Annotated in this window: 22 protein-coding genes; 13 read left to right on the top strand and 9 right to left on the bottom strand. The window is 50.1% G+C overall.

Annotated features, from left to right (window positions below; all coding sequences use genetic code 11):
• Nucleotides 1-3: 3 nt before the first annotated feature.
• Genes F0L74_RS06290 through F0L74_RS06280 form a run of 3 tightly spaced genes read right to left on the bottom strand, consistent with a single transcriptional unit; the run spans nt 4 to nt 3502 of the window.
• Nucleotides 4-1770, bottom strand: a complete 1767-nt coding sequence (locus tag F0L74_RS06290; RefSeq protein ID WP_149836950.1) for an OmpA family protein — start codon at nt 1768-1770, stop codon at nt 4-6.
• 36 nt (nt 1771-1806) lie between these two features.
• Nucleotides 1807-2796 (bottom strand): hypothetical protein, encoded by a 990-nt coding sequence (locus tag F0L74_RS06285; RefSeq protein ID WP_149836949.1) that lies wholly within the window; start codon nt 2794-2796, stop codon nt 1807-1809.
• 19 nt (nt 2797-2815) lie between these two features.
• Nucleotides 2816-3502, bottom strand: a complete 687-nt coding sequence (locus F0L74_RS06280; protein ID WP_149836948.1) for a hypothetical protein — start codon at nt 3500-3502, stop codon at nt 2816-2818.
• Nucleotides 3503-3812: 310 nt separating this feature from the next.
• Here F0L74_RS06280 and gldA point away from each other — a divergent pair, with 310 nt between their 5' ends.
• The 9 genes from gldA (at nt 3813) to F0L74_RS06235 (ending at nt 11941) form a co-directional block, all read left to right on the top strand.
• On the top strand, nt 3813-4721 hold the full coding sequence (gldA, locus tag F0L74_RS06275) for a gliding motility-associated ABC transporter ATP-binding subunit GldA (RefSeq protein WP_149836947.1): 909 nt from the start codon (nt 3813-3815) through the stop codon (nt 4719-4721).
• 41 nt (nt 4722-4762) lie between these two features.
• The gene (eno, locus tag F0L74_RS06270) at nt 4763-6052 is read left to right on the top strand and encodes a phosphopyruvate hydratase (protein ID WP_149836946.1); all 1290 of its coding nucleotides are present in this window, start codon (nt 4763-4765) and stop codon (nt 6050-6052) included.
• A gap of 82 nt (nt 6053-6134) precedes the next feature.
• On the top strand, nt 6135-6446 hold the full coding sequence (locus tag F0L74_RS06265) for an FtsB family cell division protein (protein WP_246197632.1): 312 nt from the start codon (nt 6135-6137) through the stop codon (nt 6444-6446).
• Nucleotides 6447-6546: 100 nt separating this feature from the next.
• Nucleotides 6547-6759: a hypothetical protein gene (locus F0L74_RS06260; protein WP_149836945.1), complete on the top strand. Its 213-nt coding sequence runs from the start codon at nt 6547-6549 to the stop codon at nt 6757-6759.
• A gap of 263 nt (nt 6760-7022) precedes the next feature.
• Complete coding sequence (nth, locus tag F0L74_RS06255; protein ID WP_149836944.1) at nt 7023-7673, top strand: endonuclease III; 651 nt, start codon at nt 7023-7025, stop codon at nt 7671-7673.
• 3 nt (nt 7674-7676) lie between these two features.
• Entirely contained in the window at nt 7677-8405 is a 729-nt protein-coding gene (locus tag F0L74_RS06250) for a YqjF family protein (RefSeq protein WP_149836943.1), read from the top strand.
• Nucleotides 8406-8498: 93 nt separating this feature from the next.
• Nucleotides 8499-9365 (top strand): phytanoyl-CoA dioxygenase family protein, encoded by an 867-nt coding sequence (locus F0L74_RS06245; protein WP_149836942.1) that lies wholly within the window; start codon nt 8499-8501, stop codon nt 9363-9365.
• Nucleotides 9366-9439: 74 nt separating this feature from the next.
• On the top strand, nt 9440-10666 hold the full coding sequence (locus F0L74_RS06240; RefSeq protein ID WP_149836941.1) for a nucleoside permease: 1227 nt from the start codon (nt 9440-9442) through the stop codon (nt 10664-10666).
• Nucleotides 10667-10747: 81 nt separating this feature from the next.
• Nucleotides 10748-11941 carry a Gfo/Idh/MocA family protein gene (locus tag F0L74_RS06235; protein WP_149836940.1) on the top strand — a complete coding sequence of 398 codons (1194 nt, stop codon included), beginning with the start codon at nt 10748-10750 and terminating at the stop codon, nt 11939-11941.
• A gap of 79 nt (nt 11942-12020) precedes the next feature.
• Here the strand turns inward: F0L74_RS06235 and F0L74_RS06230 are convergent, their stop codons facing one another.
• The 3 genes from F0L74_RS06230 to F0L74_RS06220 form a co-directional block, all read right to left on the bottom strand.
• Nucleotides 12021-12614, bottom strand: coding sequence for a DUF6134 family protein (locus F0L74_RS06230; RefSeq protein ID WP_149836939.1), 594 nt, complete (start codon nt 12612-12614; stop codon nt 12021-12023).
• Between the two features lie 84 nt (nt 12615-12698).
• A complete protein-coding gene (locus F0L74_RS06225) occupies nt 12699-13229 on the bottom strand; it encodes an OmpA family protein (RefSeq protein ID WP_188315874.1) in 531 nt (176 codons plus the stop codon).
• A gap of 72 nt (nt 13230-13301) precedes the next feature.
• Nucleotides 13302-15155 carry a 2-oxoacid:acceptor oxidoreductase subunit alpha gene (locus F0L74_RS06220; protein ID WP_149836937.1) on the bottom strand — a complete coding sequence of 618 codons (1854 nt, stop codon included), beginning with the start codon at nt 15153-15155 and terminating at the stop codon, nt 13302-13304.
• Nucleotides 15156-15444: 289 nt separating this feature from the next.
• Between F0L74_RS06220 and F0L74_RS06215 the strand changes: the two genes are divergently transcribed.
• From F0L74_RS06215 to F0L74_RS06200, 4 genes are all read left to right on the top strand, one after another.
• Nucleotides 15445-16185, top strand: coding sequence for a Bax inhibitor-1/YccA family protein (locus tag F0L74_RS06215; RefSeq protein ID WP_149836936.1), 741 nt, complete (start codon nt 15445-15447; stop codon nt 16183-16185).
• A 340-nt stretch (nt 16186-16525) separates the two neighbouring features.
• A complete protein-coding gene (locus tag F0L74_RS06210) occupies nt 16526-16843 on the top strand; it encodes a carboxypeptidase-like regulatory domain-containing protein (RefSeq protein ID WP_149836935.1) in 318 nt (105 codons plus the stop codon).
• Between the two features lie 165 nt (nt 16844-17008).
• Nucleotides 17009-17689: an RNA polymerase sigma factor gene (locus F0L74_RS06205; RefSeq protein WP_149836934.1), complete on the top strand. Its 681-nt coding sequence runs from the start codon at nt 17009-17011 to the stop codon at nt 17687-17689.
• Nucleotides 17690-17693: 4 nt separating this feature from the next.
• Complete coding sequence (locus F0L74_RS06200; protein WP_149836933.1) at nt 17694-18689, top strand: FecR family protein; 996 nt, start codon at nt 17694-17696, stop codon at nt 18687-18689.
• Nucleotides 18690-18798: 109 nt separating this feature from the next.
• On the opposite strand, the gene F0L74_RS34010 is transcribed toward F0L74_RS06200, so the two are convergent.
• From F0L74_RS34010 to F0L74_RS06180, 3 genes are all read right to left on the bottom strand, one after another.
• On the bottom strand, nt 18799-20001 hold the full coding sequence (locus F0L74_RS34010) for a 2'-5' RNA ligase family protein (RefSeq protein ID WP_262714225.1): 1203 nt from the start codon (nt 19999-20001) through the stop codon (nt 18799-18801).
• 571 nt (nt 20002-20572) lie between these two features.
• A complete protein-coding gene (locus tag F0L74_RS06185; RefSeq protein ID WP_149836932.1) occupies nt 20573-21358 on the bottom strand; it encodes a TIGR00266 family protein in 786 nt (261 codons plus the stop codon).
• Between the two features lie 172 nt (nt 21359-21530).
• Complete coding sequence (locus F0L74_RS06180; RefSeq protein ID WP_149836931.1) at nt 21531-25094, bottom strand: efflux RND transporter permease subunit; 3564 nt, start codon at nt 25092-25094, stop codon at nt 21531-21533.
• Nucleotides 25095-25110: the final 16 nt, after the last annotated feature.

Genomic DNA, 25110 nt, shown 5'->3' with positions numbered 1-25110 from the left:
TGATTAGTTACCCAGTACTATCTGCACACGCCTGTTCCTGGCGCGGCCTTCTGCGGTACCATTATCTTCAATAGGTTTGGAAGCGCCATAACCTTTAGACTCCAGGCGGCTTGTTGATAAGCCTTTGCTGATCAGGTAATTCTTCACGGATTCTGCGCGGCTTTCAGACAGCTTCTGGTTAGCGGCGTCGTTACCAACATTATCTGTGTGGCCGTATACGCCCAGCTTAAGACCTTCTGCCACCACGGCGCTTTTCAGGATCTCGTCCAGAACAGTGTAGGAAGCGGGTTTTATTACCGCGCTGCCGGTCTCGAACTGGATCTCATATGATTTGGAAGATACCTCGCGGGTGATCTCTGTAGCATATTGTTCCTGGATAGCGGCGCCTTCCATCAGTTCCGGGTGGTTAGATACCACGGAAGTAAGGAAGGATTTATCGACCACCTTGTTATACACGGGGTAGGTAGGCACCAGTTCCGGGTACATTTTAACCAGGATATCTCCAAAGGTGTTGTACACGATCTTGTAGCGGTCCAGCCCATCTTTACCTAAACCAAACATGTTGGCCGCATCTGCCAGGTTAAAGGCCATAGAGCCGCCCAGGCTAACATTAATACCCTGTGCGTCTTTTTCTTCCAGGCCGTTGTAATATTTGAGCCAGTAAGCGCCATCCTGTTCGTTATACACTTTGGCAGATACGCCAGCCGCAAAAGCCTTGGCTTCTGAGAAGGAACGTACCTGGTCGCCTGCCTGTGACAGGGCCATGATCAGGTTCTCGATATCTGTTCTGTGATCGTAAGCGAACTTTTTGATGGTGATGGTGATGTTAGGCATCTGGGAAGCATACTCTTTGGTAGAGGCAATACTAACCAGGCCGCCTTTTTTCTCCGCCACGTTCACGTCGCCGGGGGTCCAGGTAGACACGCCGTCTACGCCAACAGTGGTGTCTTTGGCTACTTTTTTACCATCAATGATCATCTTGCGGTTTTCTGTATAACCGGCAATGTATTTGGTGCCGGCGTCCAGGAAATCGTTGGCGGCTATCAGGTTGATAGCATTGCGGTCATAGGAGGTCTCATCCGGGTTTACGCGCAAACCGTTATCACCGGCCCATTTCAGCAGGATATTCATATCGCCGTCGCGCAGTACGCAGGCTACTGTTTTACCCAGCGCGTTCTTAGGATCGCGTTTCCAGTCGGTGGGGCCCATCAGCTTGTCTTCGCCATAGCTTTTACCCATGGTATAGAAAGCAATAGGCTGATAATCCGGTCCCAGGGGCTCCAGCTCTTTGCTTAAAGCGGCAAAGAACATAGGCATACCATCACCCATAAAGGAGGCGAATACACCCGGCGTATTAGGGTTGGTCTTATACTCCTGTGCAAACTTTACCATGTCTGCGATGGATTTATTACAATCGTCCTGACGTTCCAGGATCACATCCAGCTTTGCTTTATCGATCAGGGAGCCTTTGGTGGTATTGGCGCCGCCGTTGGCGTACATTAAGGGGAATTGAGAGTTCCAGGCCATGATCTTCCATACGATCCTGGTACCGCCGTTTACGGCTGTTTCCTGGCCCGGTAAGGACATCATCACTGCATCCTTGCTCAGCGATGCTTCCGGTGCATCCGGCAGGGATACCTTTCCAATATCTGCGGCTGCTTTCGCTTCCTGGGGACGTTTATCCCACCATAATACTTTTGCCGCATAAATCGCTCCCAACAGCAGTACGATCAACAGGATCTTACCGCCGGGTTTTACTTTCATTGCCATAGTGCTTATTATTAGTTGTAAGTGTATGAATATTGATTAATCCAACAGGTTGCTGTAGTTATCCTTTGCTACGGTGCCGGGCATACGCGGCTCTATAGACGGTTGCCACTTCTGCGTGTCCAGGCGGAAGGTGGTATCCGGGTCAAATGATTCCAGCATCTGCAAGCCTTGCAGCTCGTAGGTAGCGTTATCCAGGTCAATGGAGCGCATAAAATCTGTGGAGTAGTTGATCGCCTTTTTCATGCTGGACAGTTTGGTGGCAATATCCTCTTTCAGGAATTCCATAGACTGTTCTACCATCAGCTTCTTTTCCGGGTCGCCTTTGAAGATCTTCAGCGCGGAGGTCAGGGCTTTGTTACCGGAAGAAACGGATTTATAGAGGTCTTTTTTCAGCTCCAGCTCATTGCGGGCGTCTTCAATCATGTAACCGCTGTTCTTATGTACTTTAGTCAGGTAGTCGCCGATCCTGGCCAGGTTATCACGTATAGGCGCCAGTTGCAGGATGTATTCTTTGATACGGGCTATCTGCCGGGTAGCATTACCCAGTTCCGGCAGCATGTTATTATCCTGGGCAGCTTTAGCGCGGGCCATCAGCTGGTTGGCTTCCTTCTCCTTCTCCTGGATCTTCATGTCTATCTTTTCTTTCTGCCCATCTACTTCTACGGATTGTTTATACAGGGTTTCGCGCTGTTCTTCCATATCGCCGATATAGTCTTCTGCGATCAGGAAGGGGTCCAGCTCTATCACCAGGCCTACCAGCTTTTTCATGAGCCATTCGTACAGGTAAAACAGGCTTAAGCGTAGTTTACGATGCGTAATACAGTACAGGAATATACCCAGGGATACCAAGGCGATCCCAAAATGGAGCGTGTTCCATACCACGTTGGTGAGTATAGGGATCACATAATAACCTATCACTACTAAAAGGCCCAGGCCTATAACAACGCCAAACTTACCGCCCGGACGGTTCCAGTATGACTTTAGCTTTTGCCCTGCAGGATTAGCAGGGAAATACTGAGTTTCCATATTATTTCAGGGATTATAGTTAAAGGGATGTTTGTATCTTCTGCAGATCGGTTTCTATTTTATTGATCATGGCATCGCTGGCCAGCTGGTAGCTCTGGCGGCCGGATGCTATTTTTTGCTCATGTTCTGTGATGGCGGCTTCCACTTCCTTCATCTGGGCTTGTGCGGCTGTGATCTCTTCCGTTAGTTTTTTGATGGTTTCCGCGTGCTGCGCCACTGTTTTTTCCAGGTTCACCAACTGGATCTGGCGGCCCTGTACTTCCTGCACCGCTTTGTCATTAGCCGCTTTGTCAAACTCCGCACGGTCCTGCGCTACGATCTGTTTGTACTGCGCAGCCGTTTCCAGCAGTTTAGGCTTGGTAAGGCCCTGGATGCTGAGGGTGGCAAATACGGCGGCCATACGTGTCTTTTCATCAGGCACGTGCGCTTCCAGCGTTTCCATCATCTTCCAGAACTCGAAATAGTCCGGACCGGGCAGGTTGGCCTTTTCCAGCAGGTCTGTAAAGTGCTTTTCAAATTTGTCGAGATCAGCCTGGCTCATTGTAGCCGGGGCAGCAGCGCGCGCACCAGCAGCGGGCTGATTTTTAATATTTCCAAGGGGGAATTTTTGTGCGAGATGGGCGTCATTTGCATTGTTCGCATGGGATGATTCACCGGGCTCAAATTCCACGAACAGGCCCAATGCTTTTTTCAAAAAATTTGCCATTAGTGCATTGTATTAGTATTGTCCAAAAAGGATATTTGGGTAACTCTTACCAGAAGTGATTAATAAGTAACACGGGAATAGGCAGGGACACAAAGTCGGGTCATTAAACACAACTCATGGTATAGGTAGAGAACGGTCGATTACATTTTTTCGGTATAGCGTTTATTGCAGATGTAAAATTAGTACTTTTCCGGATATCCGGGCCAAAAATCGCTTAAATATCTGGTAATGAGCTGGTAAAGAATATCAAAAACCGGCTCTAACACACTATGGACTTATTTCTTTACTTTAGTGCCCGCAATAGAGAACCATGTCCATCCAGGTATCACAACTAACTAAGACATACGGTGAACAGAAGGCGGTAGATAATATCTCCTTTTCGCTGAACAAGGGAGAGATCGTGGGTTTCCTGGGACCTAACGGGGCCGGCAAATCCACCACCATGAAGATGATCACGGGATACCTGCCCCCCAGCGCCGGTCAAGCCCTGGTAAGCGGTTTTGACGTGGCAGTTTCCCCGCTGGAGGTGCGTAAACGCGTAGGTTACCTGCCGGAGGCCAACCCGTTGTATTTTGATATGTATGTGAAGGAGTTCCTCTCGTTCGTGGCCAATGTACACCAGCTGGGCAAAACCGCGCCTGAGCGTATCCGTACCGTTATTGGGCTCACCGGCCTGGAGCCGGAAAGCAAAAAGAAGATAGGCGCCCTCTCCAAAGGGTACAAACAGCGCGTAGGGCTGGCGCAGGCCCTGCTGCACGATCCGGAAGTACTGATCCTGGATGAGCCTACCTCCGGCCTGGACCCTAACCAGCTGGCCGATATACGCCAGGTGATCAAAAACCTGGGCAGCAACAAGACCGTTATTCTCAGCACCCATATTATGCAGGAAGTGGAAGCCATGTGCAGCCGCGTGATCATCATCAACAAAGGCGCCATCATAGCGGATGACAGCCTGCAAAACCTGCAGCAGCACCAGCAGGGCAACGGTTATATACAGGTAAGCTTTGGCGAGCCGGTAGAGCTGGCCGCCCTGGAGCAGCTGGAGGGGGTAAGCCGCGTAGTGGCGGCGGAGGGCAACAGCTTTCAGCTGTTTACCGGAGATGTAGACGGGGTGCGCAAAAACCTGCTGCAATTTGCTTTGATAAATAACCGGAACATCCTTTCTTTGCAAAGCAATTCGCAAAGCCTGGAAGCCATTTTCAGGCAATTAACTAACTAACTGTACTTCAGGTCACCTAACGTTAAAACAACTAATAAATCATGAGTACCATTTCAGAGATCCATGCCAGACAGATTTTAGATAGCCGTGGTAATCCTACCGTGGAAGTAGATATCACTACGGAAGATGGACATTTTGGCCGCGCTGCCGTACCCTCCGGCGCTTCTACCGGCAAACACGAAGCTGTAGAGCTCCGCGATAACGATAAAAGCGTATACGTTGGTAAAGGCGTATTACAGGCGGTAAAGAACGTGAACGAGATCATAGCAGAAGAACTGGCAGGCTGGGATGTGAACGACCAGGCTGGCATTGACCGTATGCTGATAGAGCTGGATGGCACCCCCAACAAGGCTAAACTGGGCGCTAATGCTACCCTGGCGGTGAGCATGGCCGTAGCCAAAGCAGCTGCAGAAGAAAGCAACCTGCCCCTGTACCGTTACCTGGGCGGCGTAAACGCTACTACCCTGCCTATCCCGTTGATGAACATCCTGAACGGTGGCGCGCATGCTGATAATAAGATCGATTACCAGGAGTTCATGATCGTGCCTGTAGGCGCTTCTTCCTTCTCTGAAGGCCTGCGTTGGGGCGTGGAGATCTTCCATACCCTCAAATCCGTATTGAAAAAGAAAGGCTATAGCACCAACGTTGGTGACGAAGGCGGTTTTGCCCCGGATATCCAGAGCAATGACGAGGCCATCGAAACCGTACTGCAGGCGATCGAAGCCGCTGGTTACAAAGCCGGCTCCCAGATAGGCATTGCACTGGATGCCGCCAGCAGCGAAATGTTCGATGACGCCAACAAAACTTACAAATTCTACAAAAGCTCCGGCAAGATCATCAGCAGCGATGAAATGGTGGCTTACTGGGCTGACTGGTGCAAAAAATACCCCATCGTATCTATCGAAGATGGTATGGCAGAAGATGACTGGGCCGGTTGGAAAAAACTGACCGAAGCAGTAGGCAACCAGGTACAGCTGGTAGGTGACGACCTGTTCGTAACCAACGTAAACCGTCTGAAACAAGGTATTGACCAGAACATTGCCAACAGCATCCTGATCAAAGTAAACCAGATCGGTACCGTTACAGAAACCATCGATGCGGTGAACATGGCGCATAAAGCCGGTTATACCTCCATCATGAGCCACCGTTCCGGCGAAACGGAAGATACCACCATCGCCGACCTGGCAGTAGCCCTGAACTGCGGCCAGATCAAAACCGGTTCTGCTTCCCGTACGGATCGTATGGCAAAATACAATCAACTGCTGCGCATCGAAGAGGCGCTGGGCAATGTTGCTTTTTATCCAAAAAATTCCATTAAATTTGGTAAGTAATAATCCAGATTTCAATTAGTGGTCAATATTTCCGGGTTCTGGGTTATCCCAGTACCCGGATCTTTAAACAAAACCTGTGTCAGTGTCCAAAAGATCCATAAAAGTACCCGCATATCTGCGCAATAAGTTCCTTATTGCCACCGCGGCATTTACTATATGGCTCATGTTCCTGGACCGTAATAACCTACTCTCCCAATTCCAGCTCCAATCTGAGGTAAATAAACTGGAGAACCAGAAAGAGTTCTTCAGGACGGAAATAGATAAAACCAGGGAAGAACAGCGGGAGCTGCTTTCCAGCCCCGAAAAGCTTGAGAAATTTGCGCGCGAGCAGTACCTGATGAAAAAAGACAATGAGGATCTTTTTATAATAAAAGAGGCAACTTCCGATAAATAGGCTTGCAGTTTTCTAAAAAATTGCTATAACTTAACAATAGATTCCGCGCATTTTCCGTTATAAGTCTGAAAATTAATTTCTTGTATTAAAACTATTTTGCATGGGCAATTCTACACTATCCTTTTCTGCCGTCTTACGTTCTTCTGTAGCTGATAGCAAAAATAACTACCCGGATATGTCTAAAGATCAGGAACTTCCCCGTGAAGAGAGGGTTTGTCATACCCAAACAAAAAAAGCGCTGAACACTATCAAGTTCTCTCCCCGTGCCGATACCTTAAAGGCGATATTTGAGCACGCCCGGAAGAAAAGCTAGTCCGTTATAGTTGGTTGCGTTGGCGGCCGGATCATAACATCCGGCTGATTACCCATAAATGAGTACATTATCACCCGTTTGTACTTAAACTTAACACCGATAATGGTCATGTACGACCGGCTCAGCACTTATGACATTGGTTGCAGTTGGCGGCCGGGGCATCATGTCCGGCTGATTCCCGGTAAATGAGTACGTTATCACCCGTTTGTACTTAACTTAGCGGCCGATAATGATCATTTACATACGACCGACGACCAGCACTTATGACAAAAAAAGAGCGGTTCGCATTTGTGCTCAAATACTTTGAGGAGCACGCGCCCAATGCGGAAACAGAGCTTATCTACGATAATCCTTACCAATTATTGGTGGCGGTGATCCTCTCCGCCCAATGCACGGATAAAAGGGTGAATATGACCACCCCGGCCATTTTTGAGCAATATCCGGATGTGTATGCTTTGAGCAAGGCCACATTTGATGAGCTGTTCCCGCTCATTAAAAGCATCAGCTACCCGAATAACAAGACCAAACACCTGATAGGCATGGCCCAGCAGGTAGTGGAGCATTTCAACGGCGAAATACCCGCTACGGTGCCGGAACTGATCACCCTGCCCGGCGTAGGCCGCAAAACGGCTAATGTGATCACCTCCGTAGTGCACCACCAGCCCAATATGGCGGTAGACACGCATGTGTTCCGCGTATCTGCCCGCATAGGCCTTACCACCAACGCCAAAACACCCCTGCAAACAGAACAGCAGCTGCTGCAATACATTCCCCGGGATAAAGTGCATATAGCCCACCACTGGATCATTTTGCATGGACGGTATATTTGCGTGGCGCGTACGCCCAAATGTGGCGAATGCGGCCTGCGGCCCGCATGCAAGTATTACCAGACAGTGATCAGAAAACAACAATAAACTATGCCCAGTCCCTTTCTTACCGCGCAATGGCGCAACCTGCTGATGATCAACTTTGAAGCCTCCCCTTCCCTGTTGCAACAATATTTGCCGCACCGTACGGAATTGGATACCTGGAATAATACCCACTATATAAGCCTGGTAGGTTTCCTTTTCCAGGACACCCGGGTAAAAGGCATCCCCTTTCCAGGCCACCGGACCTTTGAAGAGGTGAACCTACGCTTTTATGTGCGTTATAAAGATGGAGCGGAATGGAAACGCGGCGTTGTATTTATCAAAGAGCTGGTGCCTAAACGCCTGATCACTTTTATAGCCAACAGCCTTTACGGAGAAAAATACGCCACCCTGCCTATGCGGCATAGCTGGCAAACACCGGATACCGCTACGCTGCAGGTAGCCTATGAATGGAAGGCCGGCACGGAATGGAATTACCTGAAAGCCACGGCTGCCGCAGCGCCGCAAGCCATTGCCGCAGACAGCGAAGCTGCTTTTATCACCGATCATTACTGGGGTTATACACAACTAGGCATACAAAAAACATCTGAATACCAGGTTACCCATCCCCAATGGCGCATACATCCTATCACTGATTATGATTACCGCTGCAGCGCGGAGATCCTTTACGGACCGGCCTTTGCAGAAGCGCTGGCACAACAGCCAATATCTGCGCTACTGGCGGAAGGCTCTGCCATAGCGGTAATGCCCGGTAAACAGCTACGGGCCGCGCTGTAATATACCGCTGTTAAAGAACCGTCAAAACCCTTATGGAGCTTGGAATTTCTAGTGCAATTCAGTACCTTACTGTAACACCAAATATTCCACGTGATGCCTGCTCCCATTCTAACCGCCCAACAGGTAGCTGATTTCCGGCGTGATGGCTATGTGATAGCCCGCCACTTCTTTAGCCCGGAAGAAATACAGAAAGTATATGCCTGCGCCCTGGAAGATGAGGCCATGCGCAAAAATGCGCTGGACCTGAATGATCAGACAGGCAAAAAGACCCGCCTCACCTTATGGTTTACCCCCGGTGATGATATTTACAGCCTGCTGTTACGCAGCGAACGGATGGTAAAATCTGCCGCCCTGCTGCTGGACAGCGACGCCCCCGTATGTCATTTTCATACCAAGCTAATGCAAAAGGAGCCCCGCGTAGGCGGCGCCTGGGAATGGCACCAGGATTATGGGTACTGGTATAAGAACCAGTTCATGTTCCCGGACCAGATGGTGAGCATTATGATAGCGCTCACGCATGCCAATAAAGAGAATGGCTGCCTGCAGGTGATCAAAGGCTCGCACAAACTGGGCCGCGTGAACCATGGCTTTGCCGGCGAGCAGGTAGGCGCGGATATGGTGATGGTGGATAATGCCCTGCAGACCATGGAGCTGGTGTACAGCGAGCTGCAGCCCGGCGATGCCCTGTTCTTCCATAGCAACCTGCTGCACCGCTCAGAAGCTAACCTGTCAGAACACCCGCGCTGGTCCATGATCTCTGTATATACCTCGCAATCCAACCCGGCGTATAACGAAACTTCTACCGCCTATAATGTGCCGCTGCAGGTAGCGGCTGACGAGGCGCTGCTGGAAAGCAATGCCGGCGCCGCCACCAGCCATGCAGACTTCCTGAAGAAGGAGGCAGACCCCGCCCTGAAAGATACCGGCTGGGAAAACACCGTAGATACCGGAAATAAATAGCACATCGATCTTTTTTCTTATCTTATACTTCATCATAACTCATTAAAGCACCTTTTAACTCAGGACCCACACGTATGAAATCAGGCATAAGACTTCAGCTCTCTGTCATGATGTTCCTTGAATTTTTTGTTTGGGGCGCATGGTTCGTGACAATGGGAACATTTTTGCTTAATAATCTGCATACCAGCGGCACACAAGTAGGCGTAGCCTACCTCACCCAATCTGTAGGCGCTATCATAGCGCCGTTCATTGTGGGGCTGATCGCAGACCGTTTTTTTCCTGCCCAGATAATACTGGGCATTTTGCATTTAATAGGGGCCCTGCTGTTATGGCTGGCCGGCCACTCCGCAGACTTTGAAACGTTTTACCCGCTGTTGCTGCTGTACATGATCCTGTACATGCCTACGCTGGCGCTGGTGAACTCCATCTCTTTCCGGCAGATGGATGACCCGGCCAAAAAGTTCCCCGCCATACGGGTATGGGGCACCATTGGCTGGATCGTGGCAGGCCTTACCATTGGCTGGCTGGCGTGGGAAAAACAGAACACCCTGGCGCTTACCTTCCAGATGGCGGCCGTAGCCTCCGGCCTGTTAGGTTTACTGAGCTTTACGCTGCCTAACACGCCGCCTTTAAAGAAAGGGCAGAAAGTATCCATAGGCGGGCTCCTGGGATTGGATGCCCTGCGCCTGCTGAAACGGCGCTCTTACCTGCTGTTTTTCCTGGCCTCTGTAGCCATTTGTATACCGCTGGCGTTCTATTACAATTTCACCAATCCTTTCCTGAATGAGGTAGGTATGGCTTCCGCCGCCGGCAAACAATCGCTGGGGCAGATGTCAGAGTTCCTGTTCATGCTGCTGATGCCTTTATTCTTTGCCCGCCTGGGCGTAAAGAAGATGCTGGCGCTGGGCATGCTGGCCTGGGTGATCCGTTATGTCTTTTTTGCCTACGGCGATGTTGGCGCTAATTACTGGATGCTGATAGGCGGTATTGTGCTGCATGGTATCTGTTACGATTTCTTTTTTGTTACAGGCCAGATCTATACGGATGCACATGCCGGCGAACAGTTCAAAAGCGCGGCGCAGGGCCTTATTACCCTGGCCACCTATGGCGTAGGTATGCTGATAGGTTATCTTATTTCCGGACCAATTGTAGACGCCTGGAAAACGGGAGAAAGCAGCCATGACTGGACCACCATCTGGCTTATACCGGCCGGTATTGCCCTTGTAGTACTGCTGCTATTCCTGCTGCTGTTTAAGGAAGGGCATGCGGAAAAAAATATAACGATGGAAAAGGCTGGCTGATCAGGCTTGTGTAATTTACATTCGCAGTTGGAAACAGACCGTTAAAACATTCACCACCTAATCAATAAAATCATTCACGTCATGGCTAAAATTTCTATGTTAGGCTCGGGATTCATCGGGCGCTTTTATGCCGACTCCTTACAGGGGCAAAGAAGCAGGGATAAGATCGTAAGCATTTACTCCCGCCGGGAAGAAAGTGCAAAGAAATTTGCGGAAGACTACCAGGTAGGCCACTGGACCATTGATATGGAAGCTTCCATTGCGCATCCGGATGTAGAGGTAGTATGTATCTCCCTGCCCAATAACCTGCACGAAGCAGCGGTGAACCTGTGCTGCAAGCATAAAAAAGCGGTGATCTGCACCAAACCGCTGGGCCGTAATGCGGAAGAAGCCAAACGTATGCTGGAAGCCGTAGAAAAGGCCGGCATTTTTAACGGCTACCTGGAAGACCTGGTGTACACGCCCAAGTTCCTGAAAGCGCTGGAAAGCGTTAAGAATGGCGCATTAGGCCGTATACTCTGGGCCAAAAGCCGCGAAACGCACCCTGGCCCCCACAGCGAATGGTTCTGGGATAAGGAGCAGGCCGGCGGCGGTTGCATACTGGACCTGGGCTGCCATTGCGTAGAGATAGCACGCAGCTTTATTGGCAAGGATATCAAACCCGTAGAGGTGATGTGCTGGGCAGATACGCAGGTAAAACCCATTGATGCGGAAGACCATGCCATTGGCCTGGTAAAATATGAGAACGGCGCCATTGGCCAGTTTGAAGTAAGCTGGACCTTCCGCGGCGGGCTGGACCTGCGCGATGAAGTAATGGGCACAGAAGGCACTATATGGCTCAATAGCTTCCTCCGCACCGGCTTTGATATGTTTACCACCGGCAAAGGCGCGGACTATGTAGCCGAGAAAGCGGAAAGCAATTCCGGATGGCTGTTCCCGGTGGGCGATGAGCTGAATGAGCTTGGTTATAACCACATGTTCACGGATATGTTCAACGCCATGGAAAGTGGCCAGGTAGCCCGCGAAACGTTTTACGATGGTTACGTGGTAAATGCCGTACTGGACGCCGCTTACCGCAGCGCCCAAAGCAAATTATGGGAGCCGGTGAAACTGGATGTCTGGCGCGGCAGGACCGGCGTAGAAAAAGCCAAAACGCTTACGGAATATGATGCGCAATATTACCTGGTAAAAGAGGAGATGACGCATTTTGGCGCGAAGAAATTGATCTTGAAAGATAAGCAGAGCGGGCAGATAGTGGAGAAAGTGCTTAATTGATCCGCGCTGTAAAATATAAATGTGCAAATGAAAAGGCGCTAACGCTTGCTCATTTGCACATTTTTTATTTAAAGAATGGTTAGCTTGTTCTTACGATAAATGCCTTACCCAGCGTATGGTTCACCTCTACTTCCACCAGGGCGCCTTTCTGATAGCGGTATACGTTCTTTTTACCTTCCGGTAGGCTTAACTCATAAGCGCCATTCCCCAGGGCTTTTAAGGCCAGGAATTTGCCCAGGGTTTCTGAATAAATACGGGTAACCTGTTTGGGCTCTGAAAAGTAGAGATCAGATACGGAGTGTTGTATATCCCCGTCATTGAGGGTACTTTGCTGTCCTTCCAGGCTTACCAGGTAATGCACGCCATCGCGCCGGGTAACGGTGGCTTTACCATCATCCGCATTCTTACCGGAGCTGCTGTAGGAGCGGGCCTGTACCAGTATATTATTGCTGTATTCGCAGGAGATATCTGTGATCTTGGATTTGAGCATGGTTTCAATACGGCTTTTGATCTCTGTACGCCGGGCGGCGCCATTAATATTCAGCCGGGCCTCCACCGTGCCAATGGCATGGGAGCCTAAACGTATCTCAAATGTATGCGTCTGTGCGGTAAGCTGTTTAGCGGCTATCAGCAACATGCCCGTAAAAAGCCCCAGCCGGATTAAACGATTCATAGAAACAGCTATTAACAACAATAGGGAAAATACAAAAAATCCTGCCCTAATGGGCAGGATCACACGAAATATTTAAAATAATAATTATCCTTCTTTTACGTTGTACAGGATCACAAACTCTACCCGGCGGTTCCTGGCGCGGCCTTCTTTTGTACTATTATCGGCCAGCGGGTCCCGGTCTGCCATACCCCAGGTAAACATCCGGTCTTCCTTCACCTGGTAGCTGCTAAGCAGCTCTTTGGCGCTTTTGGCGCGCTTTTCAGACAGTTCCCGGTTAAACTCCACGGAGCCGGTATTATCCGTATGCCCGGCTATAATGATCTTTGTTTTGTCATACTTGTTCAGCAATTGGGCAAAACGCTGAAAAGCGGGTTTTATATCGTCCCGCAGCTGATCGGAACCGGACTCAAACAATACGCCGTTGGAAAAGATCACCTTGATACTGTCCTTAATGATGGTCACATCGGCCTCATTCAGTACATCCTTCAGCTCACGGTATTGTTCATTCATATACCGTTGCTGCTGGCTCACTTTTTTGGTAGACGCGCAAGAGGCAAAGATCACCAAGCTAACAGCCAACCATCCTATTCTGAGGTGGGGTAAAAGCATTCTCATAATCATTCATTTACATAATATACAAACGGGTTGCAAAACTATGCAAAAGAACAAACTGAGCAATCACTTTGTTTAACCCAGCATTTCTTTGATCTTGATCACCAGCTCGCCACGGGTAATGGGCACGCCCATGATCTTGTGGTAGCCTTCTGCGTCTATCAGGAACTGGTCGCGGATGATCTTGATCAGCTGACCGTTATTGATCTCAGGGATCAATACTTTGTCAAAGCTGTGCAGGATATCGCCCAGGTTCTTGGGGAAGGGGCGCAGGTGGCGGATATGCGCGTGGGATACGGCATGTCCTTCCGCCAGCAGGTCCAGTACCGCGCTTTTAATGGCGCCATAGGTGGAGCCCCAGCCCAGTACCAGCACTTTGCCTTTTTCCGGGCCTACTTCTATTTTCTGCGGGGGAATATGGTCTGCGATACGGTCTACTTTTTCCTGGCGGATCTTCACCATCAGCTGGTGGTTTTCCGGGTCGTAGCTTACGTTACCGGTGATGTTCTGTTTTTCCAGACCGCCAATGCGGTGCTCCAGGCCGGGGGTACCGGGCACTGCCCATGGGCGTACCAGGTTCTCATCGCGGTGGTAGGGCAGGAACTGCTCCTCTCCTTCTGCCAGGCCTTGTTTGAACTTCACTTCTATAGGCGTAAGGTCTGCGCTCTGGGGGAAACGCCAGGGCTCAGAGCCATTGGCGATATAGCCATCGCTCAGGAAGATCACCGGCGTCATATGCCGCACGGAGATGCGGAAAGCTTCGTACACAGCGTCAAAACAGTCAGAGGGAGTAGAGGCGGATATTACCGGCATGGGGCATTCCCCATTACGGCCATAATAAGCCTGCAGCAGATCGCTTTGCTCTGTTTTGGTGGGCAGGCCGGTAGAGGGGCCGCCACGCTGTATGTCTATGATCATTAAGGGTATTTCCAGCATCACGGCCAGGCCCATGGCTTCAGATTTCAGGGCCATACCCGGACCGGAGGTGGTGGTAATCCCCATGTGGCCGCCGTAAGAGGCGCCAATGGCAGAGGTAATACCGGCTATTTCGTCTTCCGCCTGGAAGGTGCGGATACCAAAGTTCTTATAACGGCTCAGCTCGTGCAGGATATCGGAAGCGGGCGTAATGGGATAGGTGCCCAGGAATATAGGCAGGTTGGCCTTCTGGGAGGCCGCTATCAGGCCATATGCCAGCGCAGTGTTACCGGTAATGCTGCGGTAGGTGCCCGGTTCCATACGGGCTTTTTCTACATGGAAACGGGTGCTGAAAGAAGCTTCTACCGTATCGCCAAAATTGTAGCCGGCATGCAGCACTTTCAGGTTACTGTCCAGGATCTCTGGCTTTTTGCCAAACTTATCGCGGAGGAAGTTCTCTGTGCTTTCCATGTTACGGTTGTACAGCCAGTAAAGGAAGCCCAGCACAAACATGTTCTTGGCGCGGTCTTTCTCTTTCATGCCCATGTTAATGTCCTTGAGCGCTTCGCGCGTCATTTTGGTCACATCCATGGTATGCAGCTGGTAATCTACCAGGGAGCCATCTTCCAGGGGGTTGATGCCTTCCGGATAGTTAGCCAGGCGCAGGTTCTTGCCGTCAAAACCATCTGTATTGGCGATGATGATACCGCCTTTTTTGAGGCCTTTCAGGTTCGCCTTTAAAGCCGCGGCGTTCATGGCTACGAGCACGTCGCAGGCATCGCCGGGGGTGAATATACGGTTAGAGGAAAAGTGTAACTGGAAACCGCTCACGCCGGGCAGGGTACCCTGGGGGGCACGGATCTCTGCAGGGAAGTCCGGGAAAGTGCTCAGGTCATTGCCTATCAGCGCGGTATTATTGGAGAACTGGCTGCCGGTTAACTGCATACCGTCGCCACTATCGCCGGCAAACTTTATCACTACGTCTTCTATCTGTTGAATCGAAGTATTAGACATCCATCTTATATTTAAGTGTGCAAATTTATGATTTCGCGGTGGTAGTTAGCTACTCATATGCGGAATAACTGTCACCCCTTCCGCAAAAGTACACAAAGCTGATAGACTTTAATTATCTGAAAGGCTGTCAGGGATTGCTTCTTGTTATGGGTGATAACTTTAAGTTATTGACCAGATTGCCTGGTAAGCGGCGGGTGCAGGCTTATAGGCGTACAGCGGGCGCCGCCCGGTACTTGTCCGCCAAACGGTGAAATTATTTGTACATTTATTCCGTAAAATTTTATCAAATATGGCATTATTTCAGTCAAACAACCCTGTATTAAAAGAAAGTACCTTCCAGCAAGCCGCTATGGTGCAGGATGGCAGCGCCATGACCCTGCGTGGCACCGTGAATAAGATGGCTTTCCTGCTGGCAATGGTAATGGCGGCCGCAGCGTATACCTGGGGCGTTTTTTATAAAAATGGAAACATTGTTCCCTACCTGGCTATAGGTGCCATAGGTGGTTTTATACTGGCACTGGTGATCGTATTCAAAAGGGACTGGGCGCCCTACCTGGCTCCCGCCTACGCATTATGCGAAGGCGCATTCCTGGGCGCTATTTCCGCTCTTTACGCCAGTAAGTTTGAGGGAATTGTGCTGCAGGCGGTAGGCCTTACTTTTGGCACTTTTATCGCTATGCTGGCGCTGTACCGTTTTGGTGTGATCCGCGCTACACAAAGGTTCAAAGCCATTATTGTCACGGCGACCGCGGGTATAGCAGTATTCTACCTGATCGCGATGGGTCTGCGCTTCTTTAATATAGAAATGCCTTACCTGCATGACAGCAGCACTATCGGCATTGTACTGTCACTGGTAATTGTGGCAGTGGCTGCCCTGAACCTGATCCTGGATTTTGACCTGATCGAGCGGGGTATCGCCGGCGGCGCGCCTAAATCCTTTGAGTGGTTTGCTGCTTTTGGCCTGCTGGTAACCCTGGTATGGCTGTACCTGGAGATATTACGTTTATTATCCAAGCTGAACCGCCGATAAGACTGCATTTTACGACCGTGGCCCGCTGCCATGGTCCATTACCCGCATGATGCTAAAGTTGCATACGGGCCATGGATCAGGGTTTGCGGGCCACGGTCTTTTTTAACAAGTCTATAACACAACAAATGGCAACAACCCCGCGTTTTTCTCCAAATGCTAAAACAAGCCACAAGGGCATGCGATAGCTAAAAAAATGTTAAATACCACCTACTGATTTAAACGGGTACGCGATGGCATGGTAATTGCATTTTTCTTGATAGTTCTTTAATAATTTACCGCTATACACCGCTTACAAGATCCCTTACCATACCGTATTATGAACCGTTTAAAAGTATGTGCTATGAATAAGATCAAAGTAAGCATGTTAGCACTCGCTGCTATAGCTTTCGGCGCGTTTGCCTTCACAGATAGTGTGGAAGGCTCCATCACAGGCAAAGTAAGGCCTGCGGATGGCGCTACAGAAGCCTGGGCTATACAGGGATCAGATACGCTGAAGACCGCTGTTTCTGACGGCGCATTCACCTTTAACGGCGCCAGGGCTGGTACCTACACCGTGATCATTGATGCGAAGGATCCATTTAAGGATGCTACGCTGAGTGATGTAAAGGTAGAAGATGGTAAGGCCACTGACCTTGGCGAGATCAGTCTTCAGCAATAACTAAGAGCAATAGTTGGTTTTCATAGGGGTTAATCAAAAAGCCGGTTCCATACGTCTGTATGGCCGGCTTCTTTTTTTACGGCAACTTATTTTTATCCAGTCTGGGGGTGTCTCCCCGTTTTCCCGTCTTATTAGTAACAGCCATCGGCCCAAACCAGTCACACCATGCAAACACAAAGTATACCGGTGATTTCCATGGCTGACGTCAATAATAGCACCCATAACGGGAACAAAAGCTATTTTTGTGTCATGCCCGATAATGCCAGGTTACACCAACTTTTGCAGGACGATGAGCAAGCGTTTATGGAAACGCTGTTCAAGTCCTTCTTTCCCCTTGTTTGTAAGACCATTTACCGGCTGGTACTTGATACCGCCACCGCAGAGGACCTTGCGCAGGAAGTATTCATCCGGATATGGAACCGCCGCGGCGCCTTACAGGAGGTGTATTTTAAAGCGTACCTGCACAGAGCAGCTATAAATATGGCATTGGACCACTTAGATAAAAATAAGCGCCAGGGTAAACACCTGTCGCTGGAGGAGGATGTGATACAGCTACCGGCCAGTACCGGCACCGCGGAGAGCCGTCATCACCTGAAGCAGACCACCGCAGATATCCAGCAGGCCATTAGCCGGCTGCCGGAGAAATGCAGGGAGATCTTTGTCCTGAGCCGTTTTGAGGAAATGACGTACCGCGAAATAGCAACGACCCTTAATATATCTGTAAAAACAGTCGAGAACCAGATGATCACAGCACTAAAAAAACTAAGGGTTTCCCTGCAGGAATACCTGCCCCTGATCTTGATAATGGTATGCAGTTCCTTATATCCTTTACTCTCACAATTTTGATGGTATGTCTTACGAGTTAGACCATATAGAAACGCTCATTGCCAGGGATATTGACAACAGCCTGAGCCCGGAAGAGAGGGAGACACTGCAATCCTGGCTGGCAGCAGACGCGTCCAACCGGGCGTACTATGATGCGCTGAAAAGCACCTGGTCACTGGCCAGCAAGGCAGACATAGACTATGCACCGGCTACGGAGCGCCATTGGGAAACTTTCCGGCAGCATATCACCCCGGCCCCTGCACGCAGTATATTCTATACCTACCGGCATGCTTTACGTATAGCCGCCGGTATTGTGCTGCTGGGCGGCGCGGCCACTGTTTATTTCACGCTATTGCGCCAACCGGATGTAACGGTGTTTACCGCTGCGCGGGAAAAGAAAACAGTGACCTTACCGGATGGCAGCAAGGCCTATCTGAACCAGCAAAGCAAACTTACCTATGCCGCGGGTTTTAAAGGCCGGGAACGGGCCGTACACCTGGAAGGGGAAGCATTTTTTGAAGTAACACAGCAATCATCCCAGCCGTTTGTAGTATATGCCGGGCATACGCAAACGCAGGTACTGGGTACCTCCTTTGATATAAAGAACTATGAAGATAAACAGGTAGAAGTAGCGGTGGTAACGGGCAAGGTGGCGTTCTCCACCCGTGCTAACCAGCAGCAACGGCTGGTGCTGAAGGGCGGCGATAAAGGGGTGTTACAATCCTCCCAAACGCTGAAGCAGGTACCTATAGAAGACCCCAATTTTATGGCGTGGAAAGAGAACCGCCTGTCTTTCCAGGATACGGAGATCCGTGATGTGATCAATACACTACAAGACTATTTTAATGTGCATATCACGCTTAAAGATACACAGATGGCCAACCTACGTTATAACGGCACTTTTGATCCGGAGCAGCTGGGCAGTGTAGATGCTGTGCTGGAAGTGATCTGCCCTACCGTGAACCTGTACTGGAAAAAGGATACCGATGGTAATTACATATTAGTGTCTAACGGACAGTAGCCCACTATCAATCCATCATACAACACAACAAAAAAAGCCCTCCGCATGCGGAGGGCTTTTTATTATGCTTTCAGCGCGGCATATACCGCTAATGCTATCAAGTTGATGATCACGCAGGAGTAGCGCCGCCACCCAGTTTGCATTTCTGCAGCACTTCCCAGGATTTGCCGTTATGGCGCAGGAAGTACAGGTTATTCACCTTAAAGGAAGCCTGGTACTCTTTGGTTTCATATTCCGGCCATGCCTTGTTGAACTGGTCATCTTCCAGGTCTTTGAAGGCCACAGTAACGTGAGGAGTGAAGCCTGTGCGGGCCAGCATAGTGCTGAAGCCAAATTCCTTACGCAGGAAGTTGATCAGCTGACGGTGCATGGCAGACATGGTTTCGCTTTTCTCTACGTTAATGAACAGTACCCGGTTCTGCTTGTTGGGGAAAGTACCAAAGCCGTTCAGGGATACTTCAAAGGGCGCCTGGCTTTTTGCGAATTCAGCCAGTTCATCGCAGAATGCTTTTTCCAATGCGGGATCTGCGGTAAAAGGCACCTGCAGTGTGATATGCGGCAGTACTTTCAATGCGTACATAGGGCCGTATTTCTCTGCAAATTCCTGCTTTATTTTGATGATCTCCTTACCTACTTCGGCAGTAGGCAATAAGGCGATAAAGTAAATTTTGTTATCAGGTTTGGGGGTAAACGGTCTGCCACCGCCGCCGGGCCTTCTCTGGAAACCACCGCCGCCACCGCCGCGATTGTAACCACCGCCACCGCCGCCGCGATTGTAACCACCGCCGCCACCGCCACGGTTGTAACCACCACCGCCGCCGCCACGGTCATATCCACCGCCGCCACCGCCGCGATTGTAACCACCGCCGCCACCGCCGCGATCATAACCACCGCCGCCGCCACGGTCGTAACCACCGCCGCCACCGCCGCGATTGTAACCGCCGCCGCCGCCACCACGGTCATATCCACCACCGCCGCCGCCGCGATCGTAACCGCCGCCACCGCCACGGTTGTAACCACCACCGCCGCCGCCGCGGTCATATCCGCCGCCGCCACCTTCGCGGTTGTATCCGCCACCACCATCACGGTTGTAATTTTCGCGGGGCCTGTAGCCGCCACCGCCATCTCCTTTGTTGTAATCGGGTCTGCCGCCATCGCGATCCCCCCGGTTGTAGTTGGGTCTTCCCTCCCGCTCACTGTTAAAGTCGGGTCGGTTGTAGCCGCCCGGCCTCTCCTTGTTGGGATCATACTCTTTGTCCTTGTTTACATCTGAAGAGTACTTGCGGGGGCGTTCATTTCTCTCAAAATTCATCTTACTTAATTAAGCGTTTGAAGCAATAATAGCTATGATTTCATAAAAATGAAACTCATCTCTGTATAGAGTGATATATGTAATGTTAGTTATGATGCCGGTGATACCCAGGTATGGTCATCCGGGTTTTCTCCAGTCCACGTTTTATACCGGCTGTTTTGTTTCCATTAATTTTAGTTATCTCTTTACCTTTCTTTCTGGAGGAACAAAGATAAGTGAGTGCCGCATTCCTTACAATACTATGGTGCTATTCTTTTAATTATGCACCCTTTCATTAGTGTTTTTGGCGAATCCCAGTTAACGTAATTTTACACAGAACGACAGATTGTGATGCTACCTGATATCAAATATACGGGAATATCTTATGTCAATCCGCTGGTCCACCCCATTTATTTTATACTGTCAGTCGTTTCATAACAAACTTTCAAATTTTCCTGCTCAAGTACCGGCTGGCATAGGCAAATGGTTTTTCAACAGTAATCCTAAGCTAAGCTACTACTTTGTTGGTAAATATTCTGTAAAATATCTCTTAAATCCCATTTTTTTTCTATAGCCGGGCCGCTCCAATGGCTCAATCGCCGTCCAGGAGGTTACCCAAACCGCCCAATACGCTACCTTCTTCTTTCCTTGGTCCGGTACCATATGCAATAATCCGGCTAGCGAGGCGGCTAATGGGCAGGGACTGTACCCACACCTTACCGGGACCGCGCAGGGTGGCGAAAAACAGGCCTTCCCCGCCAAAGATCATATTCCGGACGCCTTTTACGAATTCTATATTAAAGTCCACATTCTGAGTGTAGGCTACCACGCAACCCGTGTCTATCTTCAACACTTCTCCGGGGCGCAGCTCCCTTTCTATGACCATACCACCGGCATGTACAAAGGCCATCCCGTCGCCCTCCAGCTTCTGCATAATAAAGCCTTCCCCGCCAAACAGGCCGGTACCCAGCTTACGCTGCCACTCTATACCTACGCTCACGCCTTTAGCGGCGCAGAGGAAGGCGTCTTTCTGGCAGATCATCTTACCGCCCATCAGGGACAGGTCCAGGGGGATGATCTTACCGGGATAGGGGGCGGCAAAACTTACTTTTTTCTTTCCTTGTCCCGCATTGGTAAAGGCAGTCATAAACAGGCTTTCGCCGGTGAGGATGCGCTTGCCGGCGCTGAGCAGCTTGCCAAAAAGGCCCTGGTTGGGTTGGGAACCATCGCCAAACATGGTTTGCATCTGGATATCCTGATCCATCATCATAAAGCTGCCGCTTTCGGCAACAACGGTTTCCTGGGGGTCTAACTCAATTTCCACCATCTGGATCTCTTCACCGTAGATCCTGTAGTCGATTTCGTGGTTCTTTCGCATAATATTGACTGAATTAAAGGGATAATCAGATACCAAAAATAATAAAACCGGCAGGGAAACAACTGTTAAATATTACAAAAAAACCGTCCCGATAGACATCGGAACGGTGATCTGTTAAACCTACAACTGTTACACTGTATCAGCTATTGACGAATTGCAATAGCCGTTTATTTTAATTCATTGAAACTCCTTTCTTTATATGCCGGGCATGCTCCAGCTCCTCCTTTTCCGCCTCCCCGTTGGGGAAGAAGCGGTAAGGTTTGGATGATACATAGTGCGGATCATGCAGCTTACGCACGGTTTCCCGCTTGGAGAACAGCTTTGTGATCAGTACCAGGAAAGGCACATATTTTAAGCCGCGCGGCCAGCCATAATGGTCCAGCACATCAATAGAGCGCTTGTTCATGGCGTACATTACCGGCACCAGTATCAGGGTGAGGAAGGTGGCAAAGATCAACCCGAACACCATGGTCCATGCCAGCGGGCCCCAGAAGGCCACGTTATCACCGCCAAAGAAGATGTGCGGGTTGCCGGTGGAGAACAGGGTGGCAAAGTCAATGTTAAAGCCCACAGCCAGCGGTATCAGACCCAGGATGGCCGCAATAGCGGTAAGCAATACCGGCGTCATACGGGTACGGCCGGCCTCTACTACCGCATCATATACCGGCGTGCCCTGCTTCACCAGCAGATCTGTAAACTCTACCAGCACGATACCGTTACGTACCACCACACCGGCCAGCGCCATGATACCTACGCCCGTCATTACAATGGATATATTCATACCAAAAATGGCAAAGCCCAGGAATACGCCGATGATACTGAATATGATCTCCATACCAATCACCAGCGGACGGCCAATGGAGTTGAACTGCGTTACCATGATCATCATCATCAAACCTACTGCGCCCAGCATGGCCATCATCAGGAAGTTCATGGTTTCCATCTGGTCTTCCTGCTCACCGGTCATTTTGATGGTAACACCCGGCGGACGGCTAAAGTCATTGATAGCAGTTTGTATATGCTGCACCACCTCATTCGTATTATACCCGGTAAGCACGTTGGAGTACAGGGTAACCACGCGTTTCTGGTCAATACGTTTGATGCTGGCGTATGTGTTGGAATAACGTATATCCGCTACCGATGACAACGGCACCTGGCGGATAGCGCCGCCCATGTTCATATCACGGTAAGTGATATTCAGGTTCATGAGCGTATTGATGTTATTACGCTGGTCTTCGTTAAAGCGCACCATGATCTGGTAATCATCTTCCGGATCACGGAACTTGGAAGCCTCTGCGCCATACAGCGCATTACGTAGCGCCAGGCCTACCACGCCGGTAGAGATGCCTTCTTTATTAGCCCTTTCACGGTCTATATTTACGAGGATCTCCGGTTTGTTGGCCTGGAAATCACTTCTTAATTCTTCTACGCCGCCAATCTGCAGAGAGTCCAGGTAGCGTTTCAGTTTATCGGAAGCAGTGGTCAGCTCTTCAAACTCATCGCCGGTAATTTCTATGTTGATGGGCTTACCTGTGGGAGGACCGCCCTGCTCCTGCTCTACCGTGATATCTGCGCCCGGTATGCCTTTTACGGCATTACGGATCTTATCCAGATAAGCCAGGGTAGATTGTCCGTTACGCGCGCCAAACTCTACGAAGGCAACAGTCACTTTACCTTTCTGCGGCTGCACGCTCATATCCATCTGGCTGGGATCGCCCGCGCCCACTGCTACGTTGGAGATGATGGATTCCACCATGGGGTTGTTCTTACCTACTACGGCGGTGATCCGCTTTTCTATAATACTGGTAATGGAATCCGTATACTTCTGATCTGTACCGTTGGGCAGCTCTATATACGTATAAATAAAGTTAGGATCTGCCGTAGGGAAGAATACCACTTTAGGATTACGGATACCGGTCAGCACCAGGCTAAACACCAGCAGGCCAAAAGTAGCTATCAGTATGCCTACGGGGCGCCAGCCTATCAGACACCAGGCCAGGCGGCGATGGTACCATTCCTGTACCCGCGGCCATACGCGCTGCTGGAAACGGCGGGCTACGCTGGCCAGCCAGAAACGCTCCAGCACGATCAGTATATACAGGAACACTACAAAGTTGCCCACGCCAACATCGTTCAGATAAGCGATGATGGCAATGCCGGCAAATACGGCGGTAAGGATCCTGAACTTCTTGTCGAACTTAGGTTTGGGATGCTCCTCCCCTTCATGGCGATCCATAAAATCTACCGCAAATACGGGGTTGATGATATAGGCTACCACCAGCGAAGCGCCCAGTGTAACGATAAGCGTTACCGGCAGGAAGAACATAAAGCTACCTATCACACCCGGCCAGAACAGCAGCGGCACAAATGGCGCCAGCACCGTTAAGGTACCGGACAATACCGGCAGGAACACCTCTCCCGCCGCTATCTTGGCGGCTTTTACAATGCCCAGGTCATGCCGCTCCTGGAAGATACGGTGCACGTTCTCTATCACCACAATGGCGTCATCCACCACAATACCCAGGGCCAGCAGGAAGGAGAACAGTACCATCATGTTTAACGTAAAGTCAAACATAGGCATCAGCAGGAAGGCGATGAACATAGAGATAGGCACGGACAGCGCCACGAAGATGGCGTTCACGGCGCCCATGAAGAACATCAGGATCACCGTTACCAGCACAAAGCCGATGATGATGGTGTTGATAAGATCATGCAGCGTTACGCGGGTAGACTTTGACTGGTCTGCCGTGATGGTCACATCCAGGCCCTTGGGCAGATAGTTCTGCTGCATTTCCGTGATAATGCCGCGGATCTTGTCTGATGCATCGATCAGGTTCTTACCACTCTGTTTGATCACGTTCAGCGTGATCACATTCTTACCATTTAAATTGGCATAACTTTCCTGCTCTTTAAAACCATCCACTACCTGTGCTACATCTTTCAGGTACACTACAGCGCCGGACATACCGCGCACTACAATGTTGCCGATTTTAGAAGCATCTTTATACTCGCCTTTTACACTGAGCGTACGTTTCTGCCCGTCCATGGATACGAGGCCACCGGAAATGGTGCGGTTCTCTGCTCCTATCGCATTGATGATATCATCGAAGCTGATCCTGGCGGCATCCATCTTATATTTATCTACGTTGATCTGAATCTCCCTGTCCAGTGCGCCTACGATATCCACGCGGGTGATCTCCGTTAATGCTTCTATCCTGTCCTGCATTTCGTCTGCATACTTCTTGAGTGACTGCAGGTCAAAATCGCCGGAGAGGTTTACGTTCATGATAGGTATCTGTGATACGTCTATCTTAATGATCTGTGGTTCTTTACCGTTTACGGTAAGGTCGGAAGGCAGATCGGCCTTGGCCTCATCCACCTTCTCCCGTACTTCCTGGCGGGCGGTCTCTATATCCACATCTGTATTAAATTCGATGGTGATGATAGAATAGTCCTGCAGGGAGGTGCTTTTAATTTTCTTTACGCCTGAGATGCCGCCCAGCTGTTTTTCGATGGGTTTGGTCACCAGCGTTTCCATGTCTTCCGGCGCTGTACCGGGATATATGGTATTGATATAGAATTGCGGGAACACTACCTCCGGAAATTGCTCCTTAGGCAGCGATAAGTAGGAAAGTATACCTGCAAACGCAATGATAATAGTGGCAACGTAAATACTCACCTTATTATCAATGGCCCAGCTGGTAGGCTTAAATTCTTTATTCAGGTTGTCTTGCATAAAATAGCGTTTAGCG

Origin of the sequence: Chitinophaga agrisoli, from assembly GCF_008386695.1 — a bacterium.
Lineage (GTDB): Bacteria > Bacteroidota > Bacteroidia > Chitinophagales > Chitinophagaceae > Chitinophaga > Chitinophaga agrisoli.
The sequence above is the reverse complement of the archived record's forward strand: the minus strand, read 5'-3'. Positions and strand labels throughout refer to the sequence as shown.

Bases quoted from the DNA above. Each gene is read 5' to 3' on its own strand.
- F0L74_RS06290 (WP_149836950.1), bottom strand. From the start codon at position 1,770: ATGGCAATGAAAGTAAAACCCGGCGGTAAGATCCTGTTGATCGTACTG.
- F0L74_RS06285 (WP_149836949.1), bottom strand. From the start codon at position 2,796: ATGGAAACTCAGTATTTCCCTGCTAATCCTGCAGGGCAAAAGCTAAAG.
- F0L74_RS06280 (WP_149836948.1), bottom strand. From the start codon at position 3,502: ATGGCAAATTTTTTGAAAAAAGCATTGGGCCTGTTCGTGGAATTTGAG.
- gldA (WP_149836947.1), top strand. From the start codon at position 3,813: ATGTCCATCCAGGTATCACAACTAACTAAGACATACGGTGAACAGAAG.
- eno (WP_149836946.1), top strand. From the start codon at position 4,763: ATGAGTACCATTTCAGAGATCCATGCCAGACAGATTTTAGATAGCCGT.
- F0L74_RS06260 (WP_149836945.1), top strand. From the start codon at position 6,547: ATGGGCAATTCTACACTATCCTTTTCTGCCGTCTTACGTTCTTCTGTA.
- nth (WP_149836944.1), top strand. From the start codon at position 7,023: ATGACAAAAAAAGAGCGGTTCGCATTTGTGCTCAAATACTTTGAGGAG.
- F0L74_RS06250 (WP_149836943.1), top strand. From the start codon at position 7,677: ATGCCCAGTCCCTTTCTTACCGCGCAATGGCGCAACCTGCTGATGATC.
- F0L74_RS06245 (WP_149836942.1), top strand. From the start codon at position 8,499: ATGCCTGCTCCCATTCTAACCGCCCAACAGGTAGCTGATTTCCGGCGT.
- F0L74_RS06240 (WP_149836941.1), top strand. From the start codon at position 9,440: ATGAAATCAGGCATAAGACTTCAGCTCTCTGTCATGATGTTCCTTGAA.
- F0L74_RS06235 (WP_149836940.1), top strand. From the start codon at position 10,748: ATGGCTAAAATTTCTATGTTAGGCTCGGGATTCATCGGGCGCTTTTAT.
- F0L74_RS06230 (WP_149836939.1), bottom strand. From the start codon at position 12,614: ATGAATCGTTTAATCCGGCTGGGGCTTTTTACGGGCATGTTGCTGATA.
- F0L74_RS06225 (WP_188315874.1), bottom strand. From the start codon at position 13,229: ATGAGAATGCTTTTACCCCACCTCAGAATAGGATGGTTGGCTGTTAGC.
- F0L74_RS06220 (WP_149836937.1), bottom strand. From the start codon at position 15,155: ATGTCTAATACTTCGATTCAACAGATAGAAGACGTAGTGATAAAGTTT.
- F0L74_RS06215 (WP_149836936.1), top strand. From the start codon at position 15,445: ATGGCATTATTTCAGTCAAACAACCCTGTATTAAAAGAAAGTACCTTC.
- F0L74_RS06210 (WP_149836935.1), top strand. From the start codon at position 16,526: ATGAATAAGATCAAAGTAAGCATGTTAGCACTCGCTGCTATAGCTTTC.
- F0L74_RS06205 (WP_149836934.1), top strand. From the start codon at position 17,009: ATGCAAACACAAAGTATACCGGTGATTTCCATGGCTGACGTCAATAAT.
- F0L74_RS06200 (WP_149836933.1), top strand. From the start codon at position 17,694: ATGTCTTACGAGTTAGACCATATAGAAACGCTCATTGCCAGGGATATT.
- F0L74_RS34010 (WP_262714225.1), bottom strand. From the start codon at position 20,001: ATGAATTTTGAGAGAAATGAACGCCCCCGCAAGTACTCTTCAGATGTA.
- F0L74_RS06185 (WP_149836932.1), bottom strand. From the start codon at position 21,358: ATGCGAAAGAACCACGAAATCGACTACAGGATCTACGGTGAAGAGATC.
- F0L74_RS06180 (WP_149836931.1), bottom strand. From the start codon at position 25,094: ATGCAAGACAACCTGAATAAAGAATTTAAGCCTACCAGCTGGGCCATT.